This window comes from Hyphomicrobium sp. (genome assembly GCF_036780825.1).
Taxonomy (GTDB): domain Bacteria; phylum Pseudomonadota; class Alphaproteobacteria; order Rhizobiales; family Hyphomicrobiaceae; genus Hyphomicrobium_C.
Genome location: NZ_DAIQCD010000002.1, coordinates 134,611 through 160,259 on the forward strand (window position 1 = coordinate 134,611; position 25,649 = coordinate 160,259).

At 64.9% G+C, this 25,649-nt stretch carries 23 protein-coding genes; 21 read left to right on the forward strand and 2 right to left on the reverse strand.

Features of this window, described 5'->3' with window-relative positions:
• Positions 1 to 240: 240 nt before the first annotated feature.
• From V7P99_RS01800 to V7P99_RS01850, 11 genes are all read left to right on the forward strand, one after another.
• Positions 241 to 1,026, forward strand: coding sequence for a tetratricopeptide repeat protein (locus tag V7P99_RS01800; protein WP_333793109.1), 786 nt, complete (start codon positions 241 to 243; stop codon positions 1,024 to 1,026).
• Complete coding sequence (locus V7P99_RS01805) at positions 1,023 to 1,676, forward strand: PepSY-associated TM helix domain-containing protein (protein ID WP_333793110.1); 654 nt, start codon at positions 1,023 to 1,025, stop codon at positions 1,674 to 1,676. Before V7P99_RS01800 ends, V7P99_RS01805 begins: the two co-directional genes overlap by 4 nt.
• A 27-nt stretch (positions 1,677 to 1,703) precedes the next feature.
• Positions 1,704 to 2,216: a DUF2271 domain-containing protein gene (locus V7P99_RS01810; protein ID WP_333793111.1), complete on the forward strand. Its 513-nt coding sequence runs from the start codon at positions 1,704 to 1,706 to the stop codon at positions 2,214 to 2,216.
• Positions 2,217 to 2,236: 20 nt separating this feature from the next.
• Positions 2,237 to 3,055, forward strand: a complete 819-nt coding sequence (locus tag V7P99_RS01815; RefSeq protein ID WP_333793112.1) for a DUF4198 domain-containing protein — start codon at positions 2,237 to 2,239, stop codon at positions 3,053 to 3,055.
• Between the two features lie 26 nt (positions 3,056 to 3,081).
• A complete protein-coding gene (locus tag V7P99_RS01820; RefSeq protein WP_333793113.1) occupies positions 3,082 to 4,113 on the forward strand; it encodes an FAD:protein FMN transferase in 1,032 nt (343 codons plus the stop codon).
• Positions 4,114 to 4,237: 124 nt separating this feature from the next.
• The gene (locus V7P99_RS01825; protein ID WP_333793114.1) at positions 4,238 to 4,591 is read left to right on the forward strand and encodes a hypothetical protein; all 354 of its coding nucleotides are present in this window, start codon (positions 4,238 to 4,240) and stop codon (positions 4,589 to 4,591) included.
• 211 nt (positions 4,592 to 4,802) lie between these two features.
• On the forward strand, positions 4,803 to 6,524 hold the full coding sequence (locus tag V7P99_RS01830) for an HlyD family efflux transporter periplasmic adaptor subunit (protein WP_333793115.1): 1,722 nt from the start codon (positions 4,803 to 4,805) through the stop codon (positions 6,522 to 6,524).
• A gap of 83 nt (positions 6,525 to 6,607) precedes the next feature.
• Positions 6,608 to 9,751: an efflux RND transporter permease subunit gene (locus tag V7P99_RS01835; protein WP_333793116.1), complete on the forward strand. Its 3,144-nt coding sequence runs from the start codon at positions 6,608 to 6,610 to the stop codon at positions 9,749 to 9,751.
• A gap of 24 nt (positions 9,752 to 9,775) precedes the next feature.
• Positions 9,776 to 10,168, forward strand: a complete 393-nt coding sequence (locus V7P99_RS01840) for a hypothetical protein (RefSeq protein WP_333793117.1) — start codon at positions 9,776 to 9,778, stop codon at positions 10,166 to 10,168.
• Positions 10,169 to 10,544: 376 nt separating this feature from the next.
• On the forward strand, positions 10,545 to 12,377 hold the full coding sequence (locus V7P99_RS01845; protein ID WP_333793118.1) for an AsmA family protein: 1,833 nt from the start codon (positions 10,545 to 10,547) through the stop codon (positions 12,375 to 12,377).
• A gap of 218 nt (positions 12,378 to 12,595) precedes the next feature.
• Positions 12,596 to 13,429 carry a HesA/MoeB/ThiF family protein gene (locus V7P99_RS01850; protein WP_333793119.1) on the forward strand — a complete coding sequence of 278 codons (834 nt, stop codon included), beginning with the start codon at positions 12,596 to 12,598 and terminating at the stop codon, positions 13,427 to 13,429.
• Between the two features lie 120 nt (positions 13,430 to 13,549).
• On the opposite strand, the gene V7P99_RS01855 is transcribed toward V7P99_RS01850, so the two are convergent.
• Entirely contained in the window at positions 13,550 to 14,548 is a 999-nt protein-coding gene (locus V7P99_RS01855) for a 2-hydroxyacid dehydrogenase (protein WP_333793120.1), read from the reverse strand.
• 159 nt (positions 14,549 to 14,707) lie between these two features.
• On the opposite strand from V7P99_RS01855, the gene V7P99_RS01860 reads away from it, so the two are divergent.
• Positions 14,708 to 15,250: an SH3 domain-containing protein gene (locus tag V7P99_RS01860; protein ID WP_333793121.1), complete on the forward strand. Its 543-nt coding sequence runs from the start codon at positions 14,708 to 14,710 to the stop codon at positions 15,248 to 15,250.
• A 69-nt stretch (positions 15,251 to 15,319) separates the two neighbouring features.
• Here the strand turns inward: V7P99_RS01860 and irrA are convergent, their stop codons facing one another.
• The gene (gene irrA / locus V7P99_RS01865; protein WP_333793122.1) at positions 15,320 to 15,775 is read right to left on the reverse strand and encodes an iron response transcriptional regulator IrrA; all 456 of its coding nucleotides are present in this window, start codon (positions 15,773 to 15,775) and stop codon (positions 15,320 to 15,322) included.
• Positions 15,776 to 16,166: 391 nt separating this feature from the next.
• Here irrA and fabA point away from each other — a divergent pair, with 391 nt between their 5' ends.
• From fabA to dnaN, 9 genes are all read left to right on the forward strand, one after another.
• Positions 16,167 to 16,700, forward strand: a complete 534-nt coding sequence (fabA, locus tag V7P99_RS01870; protein ID WP_333793123.1) for a 3-hydroxyacyl-[acyl-carrier-protein] dehydratase FabA — start codon at positions 16,167 to 16,169, stop codon at positions 16,698 to 16,700.
• Positions 16,701 to 16,758: 58 nt separating this feature from the next.
• On the forward strand, positions 16,759 to 17,991 hold the full coding sequence (fabB, locus tag V7P99_RS01875) for a beta-ketoacyl-ACP synthase I (protein ID WP_333793124.1): 1,233 nt from the start codon (positions 16,759 to 16,761) through the stop codon (positions 17,989 to 17,991).
• A gap of 127 nt (positions 17,992 to 18,118) precedes the next feature.
• Entirely contained in the window at positions 18,119 to 18,994 is an 876-nt protein-coding gene (locus V7P99_RS01880) for an SDR family oxidoreductase (protein WP_333793125.1), read from the forward strand.
• Between the two features lie 261 nt (positions 18,995 to 19,255).
• Entirely contained in the window at positions 19,256 to 20,116 is an 861-nt protein-coding gene (locus tag V7P99_RS01885) for a glutamate racemase (RefSeq protein ID WP_333793126.1), read from the forward strand.
• Between the two features lie 36 nt (positions 20,117 to 20,152).
• The gene (locus V7P99_RS01890; RefSeq protein WP_333793127.1) at positions 20,153 to 20,707 is read left to right on the forward strand and encodes a thioredoxin family protein; all 555 of its coding nucleotides are present in this window, start codon (positions 20,153 to 20,155) and stop codon (positions 20,705 to 20,707) included.
• Positions 20,708 to 21,041: 334 nt separating this feature from the next.
• Entirely contained in the window at positions 21,042 to 21,305 is a 264-nt protein-coding gene (gene rpsT, locus V7P99_RS01895; RefSeq protein WP_333793128.1) for a 30S ribosomal protein S20, read from the forward strand.
• A gap of 657 nt (positions 21,306 to 21,962) precedes the next feature.
• The gene (locus V7P99_RS01900; protein ID WP_333793129.1) at positions 21,963 to 22,400 is read left to right on the forward strand and encodes a rhodanese-like domain-containing protein; all 438 of its coding nucleotides are present in this window, start codon (positions 21,963 to 21,965) and stop codon (positions 22,398 to 22,400) included.
• Between the two features lie 149 nt (positions 22,401 to 22,549).
• Entirely contained in the window at positions 22,550 to 24,043 is a 1,494-nt protein-coding gene (dnaA, locus tag V7P99_RS01905; RefSeq protein ID WP_333793130.1) for a chromosomal replication initiator protein DnaA, read from the forward strand.
• Positions 24,044 to 24,422: 379 nt separating this feature from the next.
• Entirely contained in the window at positions 24,423 to 25,541 is a 1,119-nt protein-coding gene (dnaN, locus tag V7P99_RS01910) for a DNA polymerase III subunit beta (protein ID WP_333793131.1), read from the forward strand.
• Positions 25,542 to 25,649 lie beyond the last annotated feature (108 nt).

Below are 25,649 nucleotides of genomic sequence, written 5' to 3' on the forward strand. Positions count from 1 at the left end.
AGCACGATCGGACAAAAGCTTAGAACCGTTCCCGGTTTCCACTTAAATCGGAACGCGTTCTAAGCCGCTACGTCCATCCATCCACGGACAGAAGAAGGGCGCATTTTGCGCCCTTCTTCTTGTCTGCACCGGCCCGCAGCGAGACCGACACACATATATCTTGAAATTTTAGGTCAATATTGCTGATCTCTCCCCGCCGCGGCGGGGTGCCATGCGGCCGAGAGCCTGTGCGACCACCGGATGAACACCGATATCAGGATCGAGGATGACTTTGAGCTCGCCGTGGCCGAAGGCCTGGCGTTCCGCACGCTCTATGTCCGCGTCCTCGATCGCGCTGCGCCGCCGCCCGAGATCCCGCCTGACGAGCTCCGCCGCCGGGCCGTGGAAGGCTCCGTCGATGCCCAGATCGGCTGGGCGCGCTGCTTGCTGCATGGCCATGGTGTGGCGCGCGATGCGGAGGCGGCATTTCGCTGGTTCACCATCGCTGCCCGCAGCGGCGACCCGGAAGCGCTCAACATGGTCGGGCGCTGCCATGAGATCGGCTGGGGTGTTCCACCCGATGACAGGGAAGCGGCCGAGTGGTATCGCCGGGCCGCCGACAAGGGGCACGCTTGGGGCGAGTTTAACCTGGCTAGTCTGTACGCCCAGGGTCGCGGCGTGCCCTACGACGAGCGACAGGCGTTGGCCCTGCTCGTGCGCTCGGCGAGACGGGGCAACCCCAAGGCCATGAATATGATCGGCCGCTTCCGCGAAGCGTCCAGCCTGCCGCGCCGGCAGCGGCGCTCGGCGGTGTTGTGGTATCGGTGGGCGGCGGAGCGGGGCTGCTTCCGCGGCCAGTTCCACTACGGACGCCATCTTGTCGCAGACGGGCGCGTCAGCGACGGAATTCGATGGTTCCGCGCGTCTTTGGCGCACGCGCCCGAAGATTTTCGCGCCGAGGCGTTGGACATGCTGCGCGCGCATACGCTCGCCGAGCTTAGGCATCTGGCCCACGCGGTAGACAAAGAAGGGGGGAGCCTCACGTGAACGTCAACGTCCGCGACTTTGCCGCCGAGCGCGCTGCCCAGGCGAACCGCCGCGCGCAATGGATGCGCCAGCTTCGCCAGTGGCACTGGATCAGCGGCGCCATCAGCCTAGTCTCGATGCTGCTGTTCGCCGTCACCGGCATCACGCTCAACCATTCGTCGGTCATCGAGGCTAAGCCCCAGGTCACCACAAACGAAGCGACCCTTGGCGAGGCTGCGGTTTCCGCTTTGTCGGAAGCCCCCGCCACCGGTCGCGCGCCTGTTCCCGAAAACATCGCCCGGGCCGTATCCGATGCCGTCGGCATCGATGTCGCCGGCCGCGAGGCGGAATGGTCAGAGAGCGAAGCCTACGTCTCCCTGCCGCGCCCGGGCGGCGACGCCTGGATCTCCATCGAACGCGACAGCGGCGCCGTGACCTATGAGCGGACCGACCGCGGCTGGGTCTCCTATCTCAACGACCTTCACAAGGGCCGTCACACCGGCGCGGCGTGGAGCCTCTTCATCGACCTCTTCGCGCTGTGCAGCATCGTCTTCTGCGTCACTGGTCTTCTGCTGCTGCAGATGTACGCCAAGAGCCGCAAATCCACATGGCCGCTCGTCGGTCTCGGCCTCGGCCTTCCCGTGCTGCTCGCCGTCTTCCTCATTCACTGACATCCAATCCACCAGCGAGGGTGATACATGCGCATACTTCTAACGGTCGGCCTCACCGGGCTCCTGGCAGCTCCGGCTTTTGCGGCCGAGATGGAGATCTCGATCGAGATCCCGAAGCTCGACGTCGCCGAGTACCATCGCCCCTACGTCGCCGTCTGGCTCGAAGGGCCCGACAAGAAGGTCGCTGCCAATCTGGCCGTCTGGTACGACGTCGCCAACGCCAAGAAGGAAGGCGACAAGTGGCTGAAGGATTTGCGCCAGTGGTGGCGCCGCACGGGGCGCACGCTGACCGTCCCCGCCGACGGTCTGACCAGCGCCACACGCGCGCCCGGCACGCATGACGTGAAGCTCGACGCCTCTCACCCCGCGCTCAAGGATCTCGCCGCCGGCCAGTACGAGCTGATCGTCGAGGCCGCCCGAGAGGTCGGCGGGCGCGAGGTCGTGCGCATCCCGCTGCAATGGCCGCCCGAGAAGGGCGCAACGGCCGCCGCCAAGGGCGAGCATGAGCTCGGCAGCGTCGCCGTCAACGTCAAGCCGTGAACCGATCGAGGAGAATATCCATGAAGACGTCTCTGCTTCGCACCGCCGCCGCCCTCGTACTCGTGGGCTCCCTCGCGGTCCCGGCCAGCGCGCACAAGGCTTGGCTGCTCCCGTCCTCGACCGTGCTCTCCGGAAAGGACGATCTCGCCGTCACCATCGACGCCGCGGCCTCCAACGATCTCTTCTATTTCGATCACCGTCCGCTGCGCCTCGACAATCTCGTGATCACCGCGCCGGATGGTTCCGAGGTCAAGCCCGAGAACGCGAGCACCGGCAAGTACCGCAGCTCATTCGACGTTGCGCTGAAGGCGCCCGGAACCTATCGCGTAGCGCTGGTCATGGACGGCGTGTTCGCCCGCTACAAGGTGAATGGCGAGCAGAAGCGTTGGCGCGGCCGCGCGGACGGGCTCGCCAAGGAGATCCCGGCGGATGCAACCGATCTTGTCGTCACCGAGAGCGCCCGGCGGCTCGAGACGTTCGTCACCGCCGGCAATCCGGACGAAGCGGCCTTGAAGCCCACGGGCAAGGGCCTTGAGCTCGAGCCGATCACGCACCCGAACGATCTCGTTGCGAACGACGAGGCGGAGTTCCGGCTGCTGCTCGATGGAAAGCCCGCGGCGGGCGTGAAGGTCGAGATTGTACGCGGCGGCATCCGCTACAGGAACCAGCTCGGCGATACGACGGTAACGACGGGCGACGACGGCGTGTTCAAGTACACGTGGCCGGAAGCCGGCATGTACTGGCTGGAAGCCAATGTCAACGACGACAAGGCGACGCTGAAGGAAGCCAAGGAGCGCCGCGCCGGCTACGCCGCGACCCTTGAGGTTCTGCCGGAGTGAAGGAGCGCGCGGTGAGCGGAGGGCCATTGAGTTCTGCAGCGGCCGAGCGGCGGGTTCTGATACCCCTTCGTATCGCGCCGCCCCCTCGGCTCGCTCTGCTGCGCACGTTGATCGTCAAGGAACTCGGCGGCGAGACCATGGGCACCACATGGTCCGCCCGCCTTGCCGTTCCCGCCGGCACGGATATCGCACCGCTCGCACGCGTCATCGAGGAGGTGCTGGCGCGCGTTATCGACGAGATGAGCCCCTGGGAGCCCGGTTCCCACATCACGCGTTTCAACACCGCTCCTGCTGGGACGTGGCATCGCCTGCCCGATGGCTTCTTCAAAGTGTTGTCGGCGGCCCTCCATTGGGCGGAGCGCACCGATGGCGCTTACGATCCGACGGTCGGAGCCGCAGTCAATCTCTGGGGGTTCGGGCCTGCACCGGCGAACCGCGTGCTTCCCGCGGCCGAGGCGGTGTGCGAGGCTCGGGAGCGCGGCGGCTGGCACCGGGTGACGCTCGACCGTGCAACGGGAAGCGCCCTCCAGCCGGGCGGGCTTGAGCTCGATCTGTCATCGATCGCCAAGGGCTTCGCGGTGGATGAGGTCGTGCGCGCACTTCGCGGCCAGGGTGTCGGCCATCTGCTCGTGGAGATCGGCGGCGAGCTGCGGGGCGAAGGCGTGAAGCCGGATGGAACGCCGTGGTGGGTGGAGCTTGAGCGCCCGCGCTCCTCGCGCGCCGCAGGTGCGCTGCCAGTGACGATCCTGGCCTTGGCGGGCCTATCAGTCGCAACCTCCGGGGATGAGCGCCGCTACTTCGACGTCGAGGGCCGCCGCTACCAGCACACGCTCGATCCGCGCGCCGGGGCCCCCGTGAGGCACGATCTCGTCTCGGTCACCGTCGCGTCCGAAGACTGCATGACCGCGGACGCCCTCGCCACGGCGCTCACGGTGCTGGGCCCGGAAAAGGGACCGGCGTTTGCCGCGGCCAATCGCATCGCAGCCCGCTTCGTGCGGGTAGAGGAGGGCCGGCTCACCGAGCATCTCACCCCCGCCATGGCGGCGATGCTCGACTGAGCGACCATCACGCCGCCACATCTTTCTGACACAACAGCCGTTACTCAGCGGCTTGACCGCCTGCGAATCTTCGGGTTTCTCTTTGATCATGCGCCACTTGGCCCGCCAGGTTCTAAACGCTCTCATGATCGCCGTTCTGCTTGCAGCCGGTGGCGTGAGCGCCTATGCGGCAGGGCTTGCGCCTTTCGAAGCGGATGAGCACGGCGTTCACGCGGCGCACGATCACGGCCTACACCACCACGCGGATGGCGATGCCCCCGCCATGGTCGGCGCCGCCGAGCATGATGATGATCCAGCGTCGCAATGCAGCCTATGCGCCCAGATCCATGTGCACAGCTGCTGCTCTTATGCAGTCCCCGCCGCGGATCTCGCTCTGAAGCTCTCCCCCGAACGCATGTCCGTTCCGGTCGCCACCTCCCACATACCGGCCGGCCAGCTCGCCTCACCTCTTTACCGCCCTCCCTGCGCCATCGCCTGATCGGCCTCTCGGCATCCCCATGCCGAATATGAGGCCAAGGCCGCCAATTGCGCTTTGGGCTAGCAAATCACGTCCAGGCAGCGAAGCGGCCTCACGAGCCAGCAGCGGCGCAACCTCATGCGTCCACGGCTCGTATCGTATGCGCCGAGCGGCGCCTTCAGTCATCCCCGCTCCGCGCACGAGGCAACCCCTCCAGCCGCGAGGCGCACTTATGACGTATTCCATCCTCAGAGCCGTGAGCGCGCTGATGCTCGGCCTTGCTGCGCTTTCGGCGCCGGCTTACGCCCATGGCGATGACGGCCACTCTCACGATGAGCCCGCTGCCTCGGCCGCGCCGGTTATGCCAAGTTTGACTGCCGAAGGCTCGGCACTGGAACTCGTCGCGACTGCAAAGGAGCACACGCTCACGATCTATCTTGACGACCGCGCGACCAATGCGCCGATCGAGGGTGCGAAGATCGATGTGATGGGCGAAGGCGTGCCGCAAACGGCAGCCACGGAGATCGGCGACGGCGTCTACGAGATCGAGGCCGACTGGGTCCATGAGCCGGGCACCTGGCCCTTGACCTTCGTTGTCATGGCCGGCGACGCGGCCGATCTCCTGGCCGGAATGCTGGTCGTTCCGGACGGCGCCGCTGAGGCCGATGACGCCGCTGCGTCCGGATGGCTGGCTCTTGCCAGCCGGTATGAGCTTTGGCTCCTGGCGTTCGCACTCGGCCTGGGCGGCTTCTTTCTCGGCTTCGCGTTCCGCCCCCTTGCCCTGCCGCCGGACGATATTGCGGAACCGCCTGCTGCATCGCTTCCCCGAACCCTGAAAGGCGCGGCGGAGATCGTGCTGATTGCCGCGCTTTCCGTTGCGGTGCTCCCTGAGCGATCCTTTGCGCACGAGGGGCACGACCATGGGCCCGCCGCGCCGCCCGCGGCACCGGGCAGCGCGCCCGCCAAGCTCCCGAGCGGAGACGTGTTCCTGCCCAAGGCGACGCAGCGCTTGCTCGCGGTCCGCACCGCGCCGGCGGTGTTCGAGACCACGCAGCCAGCAAGCGAGCTTGTCGGCACCGTGGTCGCCGATCCGGCGCACGAGGGGCGTGTGCAGGCCCCGATGGAAGGTCAGATCGAGCTTGCCGCAGGTGGCGTGTCCTATGTCGGACAGGTCGTGAAGGCGGGCGACGTGCTGGCGCTGCTTGCACCCGCCATGCCGGTCTACGACCGGGGCTCGCTGCAGCAGGCCACCGCTGAAGTCGAGGGCAAGCTGCGCATTGCCGAGCAGAAGCTCGCCCGGCTGACCCGCATCTCGGGCGACTACATCCCGCAGCGGGAGATCGATGACACGAGAACGGAGATCGAATCCCTGCGTGAGCAGAAGCGCGTGCTCGAGCCGAAGTCGGCCGAGCGCATGGCGCTCAAGGCGCCGGTCTCCGGCATCATCTCGGTTGCCACTGTCCGCGCCGGCCAGGTCGTCTCCGCCCGCGACACGCTCTTCGAGATTGTCGATCCCAAGCGACTCTGGATCGAGGCCATCGGCATTCCGGGCACCGATGACGAGAGCCCCGTCACCGAGGCCACGGCGCTCGACGCCGATGGCCATACGATTCCGCTGACCTTCGTCGGGCGCGCGCCCGCCTTGCGCCAGCAGGCGCTGCCGCTTCTGTTCCGCGTCGAGGAGCCTCATGCCTCGTTGGGCATCGGCCGCACGGTCAAGGTGCTGGCCCGTCATGGCGAGCATGTAAAAGGCATCGTCGTTCCGGACGCCGCGATCGTGCGCGCGCCGAGCGGCTTGCCCCAGGTCTGGATCAAGGTCGCACCGGAGCGTTTTGCACCGCGGCCTGTCCGCACCGTCCCTCTCGATGGCGAGCGGGCCCTGGTGTCTGCGGGCCTCGCCGAGGGCGATCGGATCGTGATCCAGGCGGCCGAGCTGATCAATCAGGTGCGCTGATCATGAGCGTCGCTTCGAAGCCAAAACCCGATCTCGCAGACACATGCGGCGCTCAAGAGTGAACGCTCGCTAAGGATACATCGATGTTCAATGCCATCGTTCGCGCCAGCCTCGCCAATCGCCTCCTGGTGCTCATCGCCGCGATCGCCGTCAGCGTCTACGGCTTGGTCACGCTGGCCCGCTTGCCGGTCGATGTGTTTCCCGATCTCAATCGCCCGACCGTGACGCTGATGACGGAGGCCGAAGGGCTCGCGCCGGAGGAGGTCGAGCAGCTCGTTACCTTCCCCATCGAAACCGCCATGAACGGCATGGCCGGCGTCACGCGCGTGCGCTCGGTGTCCGGCGTGGGCCTCTCGATCGTCTACGTCGAGTTCGACTGGTCGGCCGAAATCTACCGGGCACGCCAGCAGGTTGCCGAACGCCTGCAACTCGTCCGTGAGCAGCTTCCGCCAAGCGTTACGGCGCAGATGGGCCCGATCTCATCCGTCATGGGCGAGATCATGCTGATTGCGCTGTCGTCCGAGGCGCCGTCCACGAGCGCAGATGCAGGCGCGGTCGATCCGATGCAGCTGCGCGAGATCGCGGACTTTACCGTGCGCCCGCAGCTTCTGACCGTGCCCGGTGTCTCGCAGGTGATCCCGATCGGCGGCGAAGTGCGCCAATACCGCGTCGTCCCCGATCCGCGCCGCATGGCGGGTCTCGACATCGGCTTCGAAGCCATCGAGAGCGCCATCAGGTCCTTCGGCGTCAACACCGGCGGTGGCTTCGTCGATCAGAAGACGCGTGAGTTCCTGATCCGCAACATCGCCCGCTCCTCGCGCATTGAGGATTTGCGGAACCTCGTCGTTGCCTACCGCGCGGGGCAGGCGGTGACGCTGAGTCAGGTGGCGGATGTGGATTTCGCGGCTCGCACCAAGCGGGGCGACGCAGGATTCAACGGCAAGCCGGCGGTGATCCTCGGAGTCCAGAAGCAGCCCGATGCCGACACCGTCACCATCACGCACGAGATCGAGCGCATGTTGCCGGAGCTGCAGCGCGTGATGCCGGACGGCGTACGCGTGACAGACGTGCAATTCCGGCAGGCGACATTCATCGAGACCTCCACCGCCAACGTCCAGCGTGTGCTGGTCGAGGCACTGCTCGTCGTTGCCATCGTCCTCTTCGCGTTCCTTCTCAACTGGCAGACGACGTTCATCTCTCTTCTCGCCATTCCTCTTTCGGTTTTGATGACCGTTATCGTCTTTCAGTTCATGGGGCTTTCCATCAACACCATGACGCTGGGCGGCATCGCCATCGCCATCGGCGCCCTGGTCGATGACGCGGTGGTCGATGTTGAGAACATCTATCGCCGCCTCGGCCTCCATCGCCTGGCGAGAGGGCGCGACCCACGCACGACGCAGGAGGTCGTGGCGGATGCCTCGATCGAGGTCCGCACCGGCATCCTCTACGCGACGGCGATCATCGTGCTGGTATTCCTTCCTCTGTTCGCGCTTTCCGGCATCGAGGGCCGCTTGTTCGCGCCGCTTGGCATCGCCTTTGTCGTTTCCATTCTCGCGAGCCTGCTCGTCTCCATGACCGTGACGCCGGTGCTCGCCTATTGGCTCCTGCCGCGCATGAAGCATCTGGCCGAGCGCGAAAGCCCGATCGTTCGCGTTCTGAAGCGCTGGCAGAAGCGCGGCCTCGAATGGTGCTTTGAGCGGCCGCTCTTCGTCGTTGGCATGCCGGTCGTGGCCGTCATGGCCGCGCTCGTCGCCGGTGTAATGCTGCCGCGCTCGTTCCTCCCCGCTTTCAACGAGGGAACTGTTCTGGTCTCGGTCTCCCTCCAGCCGGGCATCAGCCTTGCAGAGTCGGACCGCATCGGCCGCGTCGCCGAAAGCCTGATCGCGAAAGTGCCCGAGGTGCGCTCCGTCGGACGCCGCACGGGACGTGCGGAGCTCGATGAGCATGCCGAGGGCGTGCACGTGAGCGAGCTCGATGTGGATCTCGTGCGCTCGGAGCGCAGCCGGGAAGAGGTTCTGTCGGATATCCGCGCGCGTCTTGCGGTGCTGCCCGCCTCCATCACGGTCGGCCAGCCGATCGCCCACCGCCTCGACCACATGCTCTCCGGCGTCCGCGCCCAGATTGCGCTCAAGATCTACGGCGACGATTATGACGCCTTGCGTTCCCTTGCCGCCGATCTCGAAACGCGCCTGCGTCGTGTTCCCGGCATCGTCGATCTTCAGACCGAGCGCCAGGTTCGCATCCCCGAGCTGCAGGTGCGCGTCGATTACGAGCGGGCGAAACGTTACGGGCTCAACCCGAGCACGATCACGCAAACCCTCGAGACGTTGTCCAATGGCCGCGTAGTCTCCGAGATCGTCGATCAGCAGAAGCGCTTCGACGTCGTGTTGCGTCTCTCAGATTCCGACCGCACCACGCGCGCGCTCGGCGATATGCTGATCGAGAGTCCAGCAGGTCGCATTCCGCTCAGGAACGTCGCCGACGTCATCGAGACCGACGGCCCGAACCAGATCCTGCGTGAGAACGGCCGCCGCCGCATCGCGGTGCTCGCCAACACGGACGGGTCCGACATGGCGCGCATCATCGAGGCCGTTCGCGCCGAGATCGCCACGGCACCCTTGCCGCAAGGCTATTTCACGCGCCTCGAAGGCCAGTTCCAGGCCCAGGAGGAGGCCTCGCGCCTGATCGCGCTGCTATCGGTCGTCTCGCTGGCGCTGATCTTCGTCGTGCTGTACACGCGCTACCGGTCCACCGCACTCGCCCTCATCATTATGGGCAACGTGCCTCTTGCACTGATCGGCAGCGTAGCGGCGCTCATCATCGCCGGTCAGCCGTTCTCGGTTGCGAGTGCCATCGGCTTCATCACACTCACTGGCATCGCCACCCGCAACGGCATCCTAAAGATCAGTCATTACATCAATCTGATGCTCTTTGAAGGCGAACGCTTCGGGCGCAAGCTGGTCATCCGCGGCACGCTCGAGCGGCTGACACCAGTGCTGATGACGGCGCTTGCGGCCGGTATCGCACTGATGCCGCTGATGATCGGCGCCGACGAGCCCGGCAAAGAGATCCTGCACCCGGTGGCCATCACCATTTTCGGCGGCCTCTTCTCGGCCACGCTTCTCGATGCGTTCCTCACGCCCGTCCTGTTCCTGCTTTTCGGAAGAAAGCCGCTGGAGCGTCTGTGCCGGGAGCGCGCGCAATCCGTTCACGCCGAAGCCTTCTGATGCAATCAATCGAAAGGAGACACGATGATCCGAACCCTTGTTGTTGGCCTCGCCGCGCTCGTCATAGGCGGTGGCGTCGCCCTGGCTGCGGACGGCGAGCACGCCCACGACCACAGCGCCAAGCATGGCGGCATTGTCGAGCATAGTGGCCACCATCATCTGGAGCTCGTCGCCAAAGGGGACACCATCAAACTGTACGTGACGGACGAAAGCGGCGCGCCGGAGGATGCAAGCGCGGCCCAGGCATCGGCCACCGTCCTGGCGGACGGCAAGGTGGAGAAAGTCGCTCTGGAGCCGGCCGGCGGTAACGCTCTCAAGGGCTCAGGCGGCTTCAATGCCGGCAAGGGGACGACTGTCGTCGTCTCTTTGACCCTGCCGGGGCACGAGCCGGAGCAGGTACGTTTCGCGCTTGATTGATTGAGATCAGATCCCTCGCTCCGCGCGCGTGGCGCGAGGGATTTCGCCGGTGCTGCCGAGAGACCTGCTTCGCGGCCACCGTCTCCTTGTCGCCGAAATTAGGCCGTCTTATCGCCGTCTCGTGTGATGTACGGCGACGGAACGCGTGTCTCGCCCGCAATTCGTCTCTGTTCGGACGAAAAGTGTTTGGGGGCGAGGGCGTAGAGATCTGACGCAGCAGGTTTTTTCGTCACTCTGTCGGGGCGCCTGAGCCTCGCGATGAGTTGCAGGGAAAGCGCGCGCTCCCTAAAAGGGGAAGCACGCGGATCTCGGGGATGATCGGCGCAGTTGGTGGGATTTCTCACGCAAGAGTGTCCAGGTGCGGGGCATCGGCTTGATGACCGGCAATGATGACAGGCGTCGGCCTTGGCTCGTAGCGGTCGCGCTGGTCGCTGCGATCGGCGCCGCGTTGGTGGCTCCGGTGCTGATCGGCGCGCGCAAGGGCGAGCCCATCCCCGGCGCCTTCGTGCGTGCAAGCTCGCATGAAAGTATCGCGGTCACAGCGCCCATCCCCTTGGGCGGGTCGTCCTTGCTGATGCTCGAACGAGGAACGATCGCGCTCGTCGATACATCGAACGACGCGTCTCATAGAGGGCAGCTTCTGCGGGCTCTGACGGCGGGCGCGGACGCTGACCTCGTTCTCGACGGTGCGCATCTCGTCGTCGATCGCACGGGAGGTTCAGAATCGTCCCCCGTTGCCGCGCCGCCCGAGGATCTGCGCCCGATAGCGACCGCTCTCGCAGGCTTCAAATTCCGCAGGCTTACGATTCTGGACAGTGCCCTCGCCATAAGTGCAGGCGACGGGCCGCATGAGACCGTGTCCTTGGTCAATATGGAAATGACGCCTGGGCGCGGCGGCCTCGTCACCGCCAGGGGCCAGATCGAATATCGCGGCCGCAGCTTCGATGTTGATCTGGCGTTTGCCCGGCCGCCATCCGGCAATGAGGACGCGCCGCTCCGGCTTCGCGCGGCTGCGACGGGCGAAGGAACGTCGCTGTCTTTCGATGGAATGCTGGCACTCGGGGAGCGTCCGCGCCTCACGGCCGACAACGCCACCCTGTCTGTCGACGATCTGCGCGGCTTCGCTGCATGGCTCGGCATGTCGTGGCCGCCAGCCCAGGGGTTAGGGCCGTTCGCGGCGCGCGGCCGCCTGGTGCTCGACGAGCGATCGGCCTCGTTCGAGCACGCCGAGTTCACCCTCGACGGAAACAAGGCGACCGGAACGCTGATGGTGAAGCTCGGCGCCGAGCGACCGGCCATCGAGGGCACGCTGGCTTTCTCTTCGTTCGATGTCACGCCCTACGTTTCCCCATCGCGCTCCTATGCGCTCGCTCTCGTGTGGGATTGGATAGCGAGCCGTTTCCCCGCCGATCCGTCGGCACCGTCGCTCCTACACGGCATGGACGCCGATATCCGCCTCTCCACGGCCAGCGTGACGAGCGGCTCCGACCGCCTGGGGCGGGCCGCGGCCAGCCTATCGGTCCGCGATGGCAAGCTTTATGGGGAGCTCGCCGAGCTTGAGCTCGAGCAGGGCGGGCGCGGCGAGGCCCAGTTCACGGTCGACGCAACCGGCCGCAGCCCGCGCTACACGATCCGCGCCGAGCTGAGAGACATGGATCTGGCGGCCGTGGCATCGCGTCTCGGGCCGTCGGCGATCGAGGGGCGTGGCGACATTCAGCTCGATCTCTCCGCGTCCGGATCGAGTGCGAGCGAGCTTGCGAAATCGCTGTCCGGCAAGCTCGCACTTGATATCGACGATGGTGTCCGCATCGGCTTGGATCTCGATGCGCTTGCGCCGGCAGAGCCGGCCTCGGTCGCGCCGTCTGCGGGTTGGGGAGACGTAGGCGCAAGCACCACCTCGTTGAGCCGCCTCGCTGCCCGTCTCACCGTCGATCGCGGCATCGTGGCAGCCGACGACGTCAAGGCTGCGACCGGCGACAATCGCCTCGTAACGGCGGCCGGGCAGGTTGATATCGACAAAGGCCTGCTCGATCTCATAGTGTCGTTTGACCCGGCGCCTGGCGCCGGGGGCACGGCCGCAAACGCCGCTGCGGCGGCGGCCCGGAAAGCGTTCAAGCTCGAGGGTTCGTGGACGGCCCCGGCCATCACTCGGACGGAAGCCGGAAAGTCCGCTGGCTCGGCAGCCCTGACCGGCAGGAACCCCGGCTGACCGTGCGCCGCTGGCGGCTGCGCGGCATAAGTCTACCCGCGGCGCACGATCCAACGAGAGCCTAGAGTGCTTCCGCAAAAGTGGGAACGGGTTTTCCGGAAAGAAGCACGAAGAAACAAAAACTTAGAGCCGTTCCCCGATTCCACTTAAATCGGAACGGCTCTAGGCCGTTCCGGATCCACCTGAACCGTCACGGCTCCGTCACGAAAGCCAATGCGATGACACTCACGCCTGAGGAAATCGAGCGCTACAAGCGCCACTTGGTTCTGCACGATATCGGCGGCCAGGGGCAGGCAAAGCTCAAGGCGGCGCGCGTCCTTATCGTTGGCGCCGGCGGCCTCGGGAGCCCCATGTTGCTCTATCTTGCCGCGGCCGGCGTCGGCACGCTCGGCGTTATCGATGACGATCATGTCTCGCTCGACAATCTGCAGCGCCAGATCGTGCACGTCACCGATGCCGTGGGCAGGCTCAAAGTGGAGAGCGCGCGCGACACGCTTGCGAAGCTCAACCCGCATGTCGCGGTCGAAACCTTCGACTTCCGGCTCGACGCCAGCAATGCGTTGGACATCATCTCCCGCTTCGACATCGTGGCCGACGGCACCGACAACTTTGCCACGCGCTACCTCGTCTCGGATGCCTGCTATTTCGCGCATCGGCCACTGGTGCACGCCGCGATCGGCCCCTTCGACGGCTACATCACCACGCTGAAACCGTTCATGACCATGCCGGACGGCACGCCTTATCCGAGCTACCGTTGTGTTTTTCCCGATGCCCCCCCGCCGGGCCTCGTAGCGAACTGCTCGGAGGTCGGCGTTCTCGGCTCCGTCGTGGGCGTGATCGGCACCCTCCAGGCCACGGAGGTCATCAAGGAGATCACAGGCTTCGGCGAGGGCCTTGCCGGCCGCCTAGTGCTCTACGATGCCAAAGGCGGGCGGTTCGAAACCGTGCGCGTCGCCTGGGATCCCGACAACGCCCTGACGGGCCACGTCCCTACGATTCTCGATCTTTCCGTGCACGAGGCCGGCGTGGCGACCGTGGCTGCCGAAACCTAGAATGCTTCCGGAAATCGGGAACCGGTCGTGGCGGAGCCATGCAAGCTGAATGTCCGAGAAGGAGCACGACGAATCAAAAATTTAGAGCCGTTCCCCGATGCCGCCTAAACCGGAGCGGCTCTAGAACATCGCCGGATGCACTTTGTCCGGCGGCGCGTGCCCGTCGAGAAACGTCTTGATGTTGATGATCACCTTCTCGCCCATGTCGATGCGCCCTTCGACCGTCGCGCTGCTCATGTGCGGAAGCGCCACAACCCGCTCGGAAGCGAGGAGCTTCGGGTTGACGGCGGGCTCGTACTCGAAAACGTCGAGCCCGGCCCCTGCGATCGCTCCGGCTTCGATGAGGCGCGCAAGCTCGTTCTCGTCGATCACTTCCCCGCGCGACGTGTTGACGATGTAGGCTGTCGGCTTGAGGAGCTTCAGCCGCCGCGCCGAAAGCAGATGGTACGTTGCGGGCGTGTGCGGGCAATTGACCGATACGATGTCCATGCGCGAGAGCATCTGGTCGAGGCTTTCCCAGTACGTGGCCTCAAGGGCGGCCTCGACATCAGGCGCGACGCGCTTCCGATTATGATAGTGGATCTGCAAGCCGAACGCCTTGGCGCGCTGCGCCACCGCACGGCCAATGCGCCCCATGCCGACGATGCCGAGCCGCTTGCCGAAGATGCGCCGTCCCAGCATCCACGTGGGCGACCATCCGGCCCACTTGTTCTTCGCATCCTTGAGGTAGGCTGCACCTTCCGGCAGCCGGCGCGGCACGGCGAGGATCAGCGCCATCGTCATGTCTGCGGTGTCCTCGGTCAGCACGCCCGGCGTGTTGGTCACGGTGATCGCGCGGTTGCGCGCCGTGTCGAGGTCTATATTGTCCACGCCCGTACCGAAGTTCGCGATTAGCCTGAGCCGTGGCCCCGCCTGGGCGATGACGGCCCGATCGATGCGGTCGGTGACAGTCGGGACCAGGACGTCGGCGATCCGGGCCGCCTCGGCGAGTTCGGCCTGCGTCATCGGCGTGTCGTCGCTATTCAGCCTAGCGTCGAACAGCTCTCGCATCCGGGCCTCGACGACATCCGGCAGCTTGCGGGTGACGACGACGATGGGCTTCTGCGGAGAGTTGGGCATATTTTTTCCACGAGGCGTGATCCAGGATCTTGGCTGTGTCTAACAGAAGGTCAGGCCGGTGACAAAGTGATGGATTGTGTTCGCGGGCAAGGAAAGTGCGGACGGGGGGACGTGCAAAAACCCGATAGACGATCGAGATGTCGAAGCGCGGAGCCGTGGATGGTTCTCGCCCTGCTTGCGGTCTGCCTCGGCGCCGTTCCCGGAGCCAAGGCGGGGTCGGGTGCCGCGACGAAGGCCCCCGCAGCGTCTAAGGGGACGGCGAGCGGCTTGCCGCTGCCGCGGTTCGTCAGCCTCAAGGCGGACCGGGTGAACCTCCGCGCTGGGCCGGGCACCGACTACCCGACCTCATGGGTCTACCGCCGGGCTGGCTTGCCGATGGAGGTGATCGGCGAGTTTGAGGCATGGCGCCAGGTTCGCGATTCGGAAGGTGCGACCGGATGGGTTCTGCAGTCGCTTCTCTCCGGGCGGCGCACGGCGCTTGTTACGCCCTGGGATCTAAAGTCCGGCCAGCAGGCGCCCCAGCTTCCCGTGCGCAACAGCGACAGCGAGCGTGCGCGAGCGGTTGCCATCGTTGAAGCGGGTGTCATCGCTAACGTCCACTCCTGCGATGGGCGCTGGTGCAGCGTCTCCATCGACCGCTTCCGCGGTTACATGCCGCAGAAGCAGCTTTGGGGCGTGTACGAGAACGAGATCGTCAAGTAGAGCGCAACCGCGCTACGGCGACGGGCTCGCCGTGGCGAGCATGCGGAACGAGAGAGTGGAAGCTCGCGGTTACTTGCTCTTCGGAACCAAGCGGACGACCACGTCGATATGGCTGACCCGCATGCCTTCGGGCGGTTCCGGCAGGCCATCCACGCGAATCGAATCGCCGGGGATGTCCATCAGCATGCTCTCGGCCTCGATGAAGAAATGATTGTGGTTCGACGTGTTGGTGTCGAAATAGGCTTTGCCACCGTCGATGGCGAGCTCCCGCAGGAGTCCGGCTCCGGTGAACTGGTGCAAGGTGTTGTAAACCGTCGCGAGCGACACCTGCTCGCCGGCCATCAGTGCTTCCGCATGCAGGATCTCTGCCGAGACGTGGCGATCCTCCTCGCCGAAGAGCAGCATGCCAAGCGCCACGCGCTGGCGCGTCGGGCGCAGGCCTGCCGCCCGCAGGCGGTCCGCGATGGCGGACTGAAGGAGGCTGTCTTCTGTAGCGCTGAGATCGTCGAAAACTTCGTCGCTCATTTCCGCATGCCGGCCCATAAAGCTTCGCCGCCGTGATCGATCCAGGGATCTTCGTGCGGCGGAAGCCGAATTATCCAGTTGCGTCAGTATACGAGCAGCCTGCATCCGCTGCAACCCGTGGCCTGGCCCCATCCGCGGCGGTTTCTGCGGCGTTCTGCGCGGTGAAACGGGCGATCGGGGGCGCTGGACGCTGGACAAACCGTCACCTTTTCCAAGCCGCGACTTGACGGTCTCCCTGATTATCGTTTGAACGGCTGACGGATATGCTAGGACAACGCGGTCCACGGCCACCGGCAGGCGCCTCCGGACGTTGAAAGCACTGCATCCTGCTGTCCGCAGCGTTACGAGCGTCGGCTACGGCCGGCGCGGAATAGAGGGACCAAGCTGACCGATGGCCGAGCGCCGTTCTAGCTATGATTTCGAAGATTTGCTGGCCTGCGGCCGTGGCGAGCTGTTCGGGCCCGGCAACGCGCAGCTCCCCCTGCCCCCCATGTTGATGTTCGACCGCATCGCGCATATTTCCGACACGCAGGGGGCGCATGAGAAGGGGCAGGTCGTGGCGGAGCTTGCCGTCGCAGGCAACGACAGGTTGGATTGGTTCTTCGATTGCCATTTCCAGGGCGATCCGGTGATGCCGGGCTGCCTCGGGCTCGATGCCCTGTGGCAGCTCACCGGCTTCTTTCTCGGCTGGCTCGGGGCTCCGGGCCGCGGCCGGGCGCTCGGCGTTGGCGAGGTGAAGTTCACCGGCATGGTGCTCCCCTCGGTCAAGAAGGTCGAGTATGTGGTGGATATGAAGCGTGTGATTCTGCGCCGCCTCAAGCTTGCGATCGCAGATGGTGTGATGAAGGCGGACGGCGAGGTCATCTACACTGCGACCGATCTTCGCGTCGGTCTTTTCGAGGCGGGGGATGCCCCCGCCGCCTGATCATCGCGATCGGGATGGCATTCTGGATCACTGCAGGCGGGCGAGGAAGGGGTTGTCGATGAGACGTGTGGTCGTCACCGGCATGGGAATTGTTTCCTCGATTGGAAACACGACCCAGGAGGTGCTCGCCTCCCTCAGAGAGGGCAAGTCCGGCATCGTGCGGGCGGAGAAATATGCCGAGCTCGGCTTCCGCTGCCAAGTGCACGGCGATCCGCAGCTCGACTGGGAAGCGCAGGTGCCGCGCAAGCCGAAGCGCTTCATGGAGACCGGCGTCGGCTGGAACTACATCGCCATGGATCAAGCGATCCGCGATTCGGGCCTTGCCCCCGACGAAGTGGTGAACGAGCGCACCGGTATCATCATGGGCTCGGGTGGTCCGTCGACGCGCGCCATCGTCAGGGCCGCCGACACCACGCGCGAGAGGGATCCGAAGAAGGTCGGCCCCTTCGAAGTGCCGAAGGCCATGTGCTCGGGCCCCTCGGCCGCCCTCGCCACCAGCTTCCAGATCAAGGGCCTCAACTATTCGATCTCGTCGGCCTGCGCTACGTCGTCCCATTGCATCGGCAATGCGGCGGAGCTGATCCAGTGGGGCAAGCAGGACATCATGTTCGCCGGCGGCTGCGAGGAACTCGACTGGACGCTGTCGGTGCTGTTCGATGCCATGGGCGCCATGTCCTCGCGCTTCAATGATACGCCAGGCAAGGCGAGCCGCGCCTACGACAAGAACCGGGATGGCTTCGTCATCGCCGGCGGCGCCGGCGTCTTGGTGCTCGAGGAGCTGGAGCGGGCAAAGGCACGCGGCGCGCGGATCTACGGCGAGATTACGGGGTACGGCGCCACGTCCGACGGCCATGACATGGTGGCGCCCTCGGGAGAGGGCGCGGTGCGCTGCATGCGTCTCGCCATGCAGGGCTTCAATGGTCGCGGCGTCGGCAAGGTCGACTATATCAATCCCCACGCGACGGCGACCCCGGTGGGCGATCAGAAGGAGATCGAGGCGATCCGCGAGGTATTTGCGGGCCAGGAGATTCCCAAGATCTCCGCCACCAAGTCCCTCACGGGGCACTCTCTCGGCGCCATCGGCGTGCAGGAGAGCATCTTCTCGCTGCTCATGATGAACAACGGATTCCTCTGTGAAAGCGCGAACATCGAGGAGCTCGATCCTGCATTCGATGACATGCCGATCGTTCGCAGTCGCATCGACAACATAGAGCTTAACAGTGTCATGTCGAATAGCTTCGGCTTCGGTGGAACAAATGCCACCCTTATCTTTAACCGATATGATGGCTGAGGTGTTGCAAGCTCCCGCGCCGTAAGGTCATGTGACCGCGCGGAGACGTCTCGTTATGAAGGTTTTCGAAAAAGGACGCGGCTGGTTTGAAACCGGCCGCAGATTTGGTGCAAGTGTGAGGTCTCCGATGGCCGATTTTGACGTCACCAACCCCGGACCGCTGATGGCCGGAAAGCGCGGCCTGATCATGGGCGTCGCCAACGACCGCTCGATCGCCTGGGGCATCGCGCGCGCCCTTCATGGGCACGGAGCAAAGCTCGCGTTCAGCTACCAGGATGGAGCCTTCGGTCGCCGTGCGGTTCCGCTGGCCCAGTCGATCGGGGCCGAGATCATCGAGCCGGTGAACGTCCTTGACCTTGCGACGGTCGACAATGTTTTCGCGCGCATCAAGGAGGTGTGGGGCAGTCTCGATTTCGTCGTGCACGCACTCGCCTTTTCCGACCCGCGCGAGCTTGCGGGGCGCTACGTGAACACGACGCGCGACAACTTCACCAACACCATGGTGATCTCGTGCTTCTCGTTCACGGAGATCGCGCAGCGCGCCATGGCGCTGATGCCGAACGGCGGCTCGCTCCTGACGCTGAGCTACGGCGGCGCCACGCGCTCGGTTCCCTCCTACAACGTCATGGGTGTCGCCAAGGCGGCGCTCGAAGCCTCCGTGCGCTATCTCGCGGCCGACCTCGGCCCCCAGAACATCCGCGTCAATGCGCTGTCGGCCGGTCCCATGCGCACGCTTTCGGGCGCCGGCGTATCGGACGCCCGCGTGATCTTCAACTTCCAGAAAGAGCACGCGCCGCTGCGCCGTACGCCGAGCTTGAACGACGTCGGCGGATCGGCGCTGTATCTCCTTTCGGACCTCTCGGGCGCGGTGACGGGCGAAGTGCATTTCGTTGATTGCGGCTACAGCACTATCTCTATGCCGAGCCTCGACGCGCTGAAGACTGCCGATCAGGAAGCGGCCGCCACTGCCGGTGGCCGCACCCCGTCGGAGGCGGCGGAATAGAGTGCTTCCGGAAAAGTGGAAACCGCTTTTCCGATAAGAAGCACGAAGAAACAAAAGCTTGGAGCCGTTCCCCGGTCCCACTTAAAACCGGAACGGCTCTAGAGCAGATCCCATTCGGGCGGCATCGCCCGAATGGGTGAAGATGCTCGCTCAAACAAGCAACTAGAGAATTTGCAGTGAGCGTAAGCGAACGGAAAATGCTCTAGTCCGCCGCCCACCTGCGATTGACGCAGCAGCCTCGGCCGCGCAAACAAGGGCCCCATGATTGGCGTCTTCGATTCGGGCCTTGGGGGGCTGACGGTTCTTGCCGCGCTGCGGCGGCGATTTCCTGAAGTCGCATTCACCTACCTCGGCGACCACGCGCACGTCCCCTATGGCGACCGTCCATCCGACGAGATCGTCGAGCTGACGCGTGCCGCGGTTGAGCAGCTCTTCGGGCTCGGCTGCGGGCTGGTCCTTCTCGGCTGCAACACCGCCACCGCCGTCGCGGCCCGGCGCCTTCAAACGGCGTGGCTGCCTGCGTCTCCCTGGCAGGAGCGTGGCCACAACGTTCTCGGCATCGTCGCGCCCACCGTCGAGGCTGCAACGCAGACACCTTGGGCCGTCACCACGCCGCAGTATCCGCAGAAGTTTTTGACCGATCGCATCGCCGTGTTCGGCACCACGCGCACCGTCGCCTCGAACGTGTATGCGGAGGAGATCGGAAAGCGCTGTCCGAAGGTCACCGTTGTGCAGCAGGTTTGCTCGGAACTAGCAGGCGCCATCGAGGAGGGGACGCCCGAAGCGGAACTCGAGCGCCTCGTCGAGGCGGGCATTGCGGGTGCGATGGCCCAAGCCGGCGGCGAGGCTCCCCACCGCGCCATCCTCGGCTGCACGCACTTTCCCCTTGTCGAGCACCTATTCCGGCGCCATCTGCCGCCTCAGACGCGGATCCTCTCTCAGCCCGAGATCGTGGCTGACAGCCTGGAGGACTACCTCGCGCGCCATCCGCGCTACAAGGGAGAAGCTGCCGACGCCCCGCGCTGCACGTTTCTGACCACTGGTGATCCTGCCGAGGCGAGTGCCCGCGCGCACGTATTCACCGGCAATGATGGGTTGGTCTTCGAACGCCTCGGCGCGTGATCGCAGCCTTGTTTGTCACGGAAGGGAGATATCGGAATGGCGGAATCCACGCCCATTTGTGACTTCGGCTGGAAGGCCCCGGCCTTTCGCCTGCCGGCCACCGACGGCAAGGTCTATGCCCTCGAGGACCTTCGAGGGCCAAACGGCACGCTGGTGGTGTTCATCTGCAACCATTGCCCGTATGTGCAGGCCGTGCTCGACCGCATCGTGCGGGATGCGAACGACTTGGCGGCGCTCGGCGTCGCCACGGTCGCCATCTCCTCGAACGACGTTATCACCTATCCGGAAGATAGCTTCGAGCGCATGGCCGAGGTGGCCCGCGCCCATGCCTTCCCCTTCCCCTATCTTTACGATGAGAGCCAGGACGTGGCGCGCCGCTATGGCGCGGTCTGCACTCCGGACTTTTTCGGCTTTAACCGTGACCTCGAGCTTCAGTACCGCGGGCGGCTCGATGCCAGCGGCCGCAATCCGGCCCCTCCGGGCGCGCGCCGGGAGCTGTTCGAGGCTATGCGGACCGTTGCCGAGACGGGGCGTGGGCCATCCGAGCAGATCCCATCGCTCGGCTGTTCGATAAAATGGAAGACGGCCTGACCGCCGGCAGGGCCTCTGCGGCCCGAATTCCTGGCCAAATCCGTTGACCGCAGGCGGCTCGCGCAGTTATAGACGGGGCCACCGGGCCCTGCCGTCCCCGGCCATTCGGCCGGTTAGGTCATCGGCTCTCACCAAGATCCGCTCGAAACGCAGGTTTCGGGCGGTTGATGCATTTGAGCTTGCGCTCGAGGCTATGCTTCATCCGTAACGGTCGGACCAGGGGCAATCGTGCGGGGCGCAGACGGAATGTCAACAAGGTCGCGGCTCTATAAAGCCACGACAATGTCACGGAGCACCCCGCAAGGGTGTCCTCCAGGAGAAAAGGAAAGCCTGAATGGCCAATACCAAGTCGGCGAAGAAAGCGACGCGCCAGATGGTGCGTCGTACCGAGGTCAACAAGAGCCGCCGCTCGGCGATGCGGACCAGTGTTCGCAAGGTTGAGGAGGCGATCGCCTCCGGCAACAAGGACGACGCCGTGTCCGCTCTGCGTGCCGCCGAGCCGGCCCTGGTGCGCACGGCCCAGAAGGGCGTGATCCACCAGAAGGCCGCTAGCCGGAAGGTTTCGCGCCTCGCGCAGCGCGTAAAGGCCATGGCCTGACGAGTTCTCCCACGCTCTTTTACAAAACTGACGTATCGACAAATGAGTGTGGCTTGTTCGCTACAGGGAAGGCCGGCTTGCGGAATCGCCGGCCCTCCCACGACCTTCTTAAGTGACGGATTTATGTGGCCGTCCGCGCGCGTGGTCCGATCCAGTCGCCGCTGAGCGCTCCGACCCGCCCTCCTCCGGCAAGCAAAAAAGCGCCTCCCCCGCCCTCGCCACAGCGACGCCGCAATTCGATTTGGGCGCGCCCCGTCCTTTCCGAATTGGCTTTGTCCCCAAACAAGTTCCTCACTGGACCTGTGGAGAGGACTCAAGTTTTCCACCTCCTGCCCACGGCGTGTCCCCTCGGTCGCGGGCACTTTCTCCACGCGCTGCCGCTCTTGCTAAGAGGTTACCGGTCCGTTAAAAGAGACCTCGTCAGCGCGGCGGGAGCGAGGCGAGCTGTAAAGCGTCAGTATTCCTCCCCTCCTGGCCCAGGTTTTGTCGTGTAGCGTCTCCGGAATCCTCCAGTATTTCGTCGAGGTGAAAAGACTTCTCGCTCGAGTGCGCGGGATATTCTTTGTCGTCTCTGAAGTGCTATTGGGTTTTACTTTTGTGAACTGTGCCAGTTCGGGACAATGTTCTTCGCTGGCGTTGTTTGGGTTGAGGGCAAGAGTGGCCGACTGCGTCGACATAGTGGATGTGCCGGCTACGGAAGTTTGGAGCCGTCTTGCGGCCGATGCCAGCTCCGTTCTGATCGATGTGCGGACTCGAGCGGAATGGATGTTTGTTGGACTACCAGACATCAGCGCGCTGAACAGGCGCGCTTGGACCATCGAGTGGCAGTCTTTTCCGGATGGCCGGGTCGATCCGGGATTTGCGGAAAAGCTGAGCACGTTGCTCGATGAGACCGGTGTAGCGAAGAACGCTGAGTTGTTCTTCCTTTGCCGGTCGGGGGCGCGCAGCCGGTCGGCTGCCGCTGCAGTGGCAGGCGTCGGCTATACGCGCTGCCGTAACGTCGCGGACGGCTTCGAGGGACCTCTCGATGCCGCCCATAGGCGAGGTCGGGTGGCCGGCTGGAAAGCAGCCGGACTGCCCTGGCGGCAAGGATAGGGACGTCTGAAGAGTTGGCGCTGTTCGTTTGGGCGAACGGGCGGAGCCATGAATTGTCTGCCTTGCGGAGGCAGATGCAACAAGTGCGGGGTACAGCGATGCAAGCCATTTCGAAAGCGGAGCCATCTTTGTCGACGCCGGAGCACACCATGCGCCGGACGTCCCACGAGGGTGCCATCGATCACGGACGCGTCGGTGATGTGGGCGTTGGGGAGATCAAGGGAACCAAGGTGCGGGCCATGCTGCGCGCGCGCCTCGGCGAGGACATCTACACGAGCTGGTTCAAAGCGCTCGAGTTCGATGGTTTTGACGGCAAGACGGTGAGCGTCTCGGTTCCTGTCGTGTTTTTGCGCAAGTGGATTCAGTCTCACTACATGGATGAGCTCCTGCACTGCTGCAGGGTGGAGTTCAATTCCGCGCAGCACGTGGAGGTATCGGTTCGCCAGCCCGGCGCGGCCCCCGCGCGCAGCATCGTCCGCGAGGAGCCGGCGAAGCTTCCGCGCGAGGCCGGAGATCTGCGCCAGGCCGGCCAGGCCGAGCCCTTGCGCGCGCCGATCGTTCGCCCCATCGCCGGGCGCACAAGCGTCGATGGCTTCGAGGGTTCGCCCCTCGATCCGCACCACACCTTCGAGAACTTCGTCGTCGGATCCTCGAACCGCATGGCCCACGCCGGCGCGGTGCAGGTCGCCGAGACCGTGCTCACCGACAGCCCGGCGTTCAATCCGCTCTATCTCTATTCGTCTGTGGGCCTCGGCAAGACGCATCTCCTGCAGGCCATCGCCTGGGAAGTGAAGCGGCGCGCCGAGAATGCGCAGGTGCTCTATCTCACGGCCGAGCGCTTCCGCTATCAGTTCGTCGAGGCGCTGCGCGCGCAGGATCCGCTCTCCTTCAAGGAGAAGTTCCGCGGCATCAATATGCTCCTGATCGATGATCTCGAGTTCATGCAGGGCGAGAAGACCGAGCAGGAGTTCGATCACATCATCAACGCGCTTCTTGATGGTGGCCGCCAGGTCGTCGTCGCCTCGGCGCGTCACCCGGCGCAGATCGAGCGCTTGAACGAGCGCATGCGCTCGCGCCTGCAGCGCGGTCTCGTGGCCGAGATCGGCACCTTTGATCACGAGCTGCGCTGCCGCGTGCTCGACCAGCGTCTGGCTGAGAAGCGCACGCAGGATCCGAGCTTCGAGCTCTCGCGCGAGGTGGTGGATATTCTAGCCAGCAAGCTGACCGAAAGCGGGCGCGAGCTCGAGGGCGCCGTCAATCGCCTGTATCTGACGTGGCAGCACATGCGCGCTCCGATCACGCCCGATATCGCCGAGACGGTGGTGCGGGATCTGTTCCAGGGCGTGGAGCCGCGCCGCATCAAGATCGAGGATATTCTGCGTATCGTCTCGCGCCATTTCGGCGTCTCGAGGGGCGATCTCCTCTCGCAGCGCCGCCATCGCTCGGTGGTCTGGCCGCGCCAGATCGGCATGTATCTCGCGAAGCAGCTCACCCACCGCTCGCTGCCGGAGATCGGCCGCCGCTTTGGCAACCGCGACCACACCACGGTCCTGCATGCGATCCGCAAGATCGAGGGCGTGATTGCTGGCGACGCGAACTTGCGTGACGAGATTGACGAGCTGAAGAAGCTCATCAGCCACTGAAGCTGTTTCCTGATTTCACATAACCCGGAACGGCTTTAGGCTGACGGATCGAGGCAACGGATGCGGCGTTTCGAGGGAGATCGACGCCGCGTCCAAGCGGGGCGGGAGCGGCGTCCAAGGATGCTGCTCCCGAAGTTTTTTCTTGGACTGGATGTGAGATAGCCGTCAGGACACGTGGGAAAGCTCTCCCCGTGTCGCTCCGGCCTCTTGAAATTCAAGGGCTGATCGGGGCAAGTTGTGCTCGCACGCCATTCCTTTCATCCATGACGAACGCTGAGCTTCTTCAACCCTCTGCGTGTCGGAGGACAGACGGGCGACCTTTCTTCCCCACCTGCGACCCCGGCGCTCCGTTCGGGGATTGCGAATTTCGAGGCTACCGATGCGGCTTGTGATCGAACGCGGTGAACTTCTGAGGGCGCTCGGGCATGTGACAAGCGTCGTCGAGCGCCGCACAACCATTCCCATTCTCTCCAACGTGCTGCTGCGCGCCTCGGGCCAGGCGCTCGAGCTCAAGGCGACCGATCTCGAGCGCGAGGTGATCGAGGAGGTGCGGGCCGAGGTTGCAGCCCCGGGCGCCGTCACGGTTCCTGCTCACATCCTGCACGACATCGTGCGCAAGCTCCCCGAAGGCAGCCAGGTGGATATCCGCCGCGACGCCGAGAAGGAGCGCTTGACGCTCGCGGCCGGTCAGGCGCGCTTCGCGCTGCAGACGCTCGGGCCGGAGGACTTCCCCGATCTCAATGCAGGCGACCTCGGGACCACGTTCCATGTAGCGGCCAAGGATCTGAAGCGGCTGATCGACAAAACGCGCTTCGCGATCTCCACTGAGGAGACGCGCTACTATCTGAACGGCATCTATTTTCATATCGCGGAGGGTGGCGAGGCGCCGACGCTGCGTGCCGTGGCGACGGATGGCCACCGCCTCGCTCAAGCCGAGCTGTCTCGCCCGGCGGGCGCCGAAGGCATGCCCGGCGTGATCATCCCGCGTAAGACCGTGCATGAATTGCAGCGGCTGATCGAGGAGAGTGCGGAGACTGTTGATGTCGCCGTCTCGGCATCGAAGATCCGCTTCGAGATCGGCTCGGTAACGCTCACGTCGAAGCTGATCGATGGCACCTTCCCCGACTATGGACGCGTTATCCCGCAGGGCAACGACAAGGAGCTCCGCGTTTCCAACGCCGATTTCATGAGCGCGGTGGATCGCGTCTCCACCATCGCCAGCGAGCGCGGGCGGGCGGTGAAGCTCAACCTCGCGAGTGGCAAGCTGGTGCTGTCGGTCAACAACCCGGAAGGCGGCAGCGCCACGGAGGAGATCGACGTCACCTACACGGCGGCTCCCCTCGAGATCGGCTTCAATGCCAAGTATCTGCTCGACATCGCCGGCCAGCTCGAAGGCGAGGAGGCGCGCTTCCTGCTCGCTGATCCCGGCTCGCCGACTATGATCCGCGGCACCGAGGAAGACAACGCGCTCTACGTGCTGATGCCGATGCGCGTATGAGGACGGCCGGTGTCCGCAAATGCCTTCCCACTTTTGGGCGAGACCGAAAGAGGCAGGCGGCGCCGGAGCCAGGCTTCGCCATGGGATCTTGGACCGGGGTGACGGCGT

Coding starts and splice junctions, on each gene's coding strand:
- V7P99_RS01845 (WP_333793118.1), top strand. CDS start 10,545: ATGACCGGCAATGATGACAGGCGTCGGCCTTGGCTCGTAGCGGTCGCG.
- V7P99_RS01855 (WP_333793120.1), bottom strand. CDS start 14,548: ATGCCCAACTCTCCGCAGAAGCCCATCGTCGTCGTCACCCGCAAGCTG.
- V7P99_RS01830 (WP_333793115.1), top strand. CDS start 4,803: ATGACGTATTCCATCCTCAGAGCCGTGAGCGCGCTGATGCTCGGCCTT.
- V7P99_RS01880 (WP_333793125.1), top strand. CDS start 18,119: ATGGCCGATTTTGACGTCACCAACCCCGGACCGCTGATGGCCGGAAAG.
- dnaN (WP_333793131.1), top strand. CDS start 24,423: ATGCGGCTTGTGATCGAACGCGGTGAACTTCTGAGGGCGCTCGGGCAT.
- V7P99_RS01860 (WP_333793121.1), top strand. CDS start 14,708: ATGGTTCTCGCCCTGCTTGCGGTCTGCCTCGGCGCCGTTCCCGGAGCC.
- V7P99_RS01815 (WP_333793112.1), top strand. CDS start 2,237: ATGAAGACGTCTCTGCTTCGCACCGCCGCCGCCCTCGTACTCGTGGGC.
- fabB (WP_333793124.1), top strand. CDS start 16,759: ATGAGACGTGTGGTCGTCACCGGCATGGGAATTGTTTCCTCGATTGGA.
- irrA (WP_333793122.1), bottom strand. CDS start 15,775: ATGAGCGACGAAGTTTTCGACGATCTCAGCGCTACAGAAGACAGCCTC.
- fabA (WP_333793123.1), top strand. CDS start 16,167: ATGGCCGAGCGCCGTTCTAGCTATGATTTCGAAGATTTGCTGGCCTGC.
- V7P99_RS01890 (WP_333793127.1), top strand. CDS start 20,153: ATGGCGGAATCCACGCCCATTTGTGACTTCGGCTGGAAGGCCCCGGCC.
- V7P99_RS01835 (WP_333793116.1), top strand. CDS start 6,608: ATGTTCAATGCCATCGTTCGCGCCAGCCTCGCCAATCGCCTCCTGGTG.
- rpsT (WP_333793128.1), top strand. CDS start 21,042: ATGGCCAATACCAAGTCGGCGAAGAAAGCGACGCGCCAGATGGTGCGT.
- V7P99_RS01850 (WP_333793119.1), top strand. CDS start 12,596: ATGACACTCACGCCTGAGGAAATCGAGCGCTACAAGCGCCACTTGGTT.
- V7P99_RS01840 (WP_333793117.1), top strand. CDS start 9,776: ATGATCCGAACCCTTGTTGTTGGCCTCGCCGCGCTCGTCATAGGCGGT.
- V7P99_RS01810 (WP_333793111.1), top strand. CDS start 1,704: ATGCGCATACTTCTAACGGTCGGCCTCACCGGGCTCCTGGCAGCTCCG.
- dnaA (WP_333793130.1), top strand. CDS start 22,550: ATGCGCCGGACGTCCCACGAGGGTGCCATCGATCACGGACGCGTCGGT.
- V7P99_RS01825 (WP_333793114.1), top strand. CDS start 4,238: ATGATCGCCGTTCTGCTTGCAGCCGGTGGCGTGAGCGCCTATGCGGCA.
- V7P99_RS01885 (WP_333793126.1), top strand. CDS start 19,256: ATGATTGGCGTCTTCGATTCGGGCCTTGGGGGGCTGACGGTTCTTGCC.
- V7P99_RS01800 (WP_333793109.1), top strand. CDS start 241: ATGAACACCGATATCAGGATCGAGGATGACTTTGAGCTCGCCGTGGCC.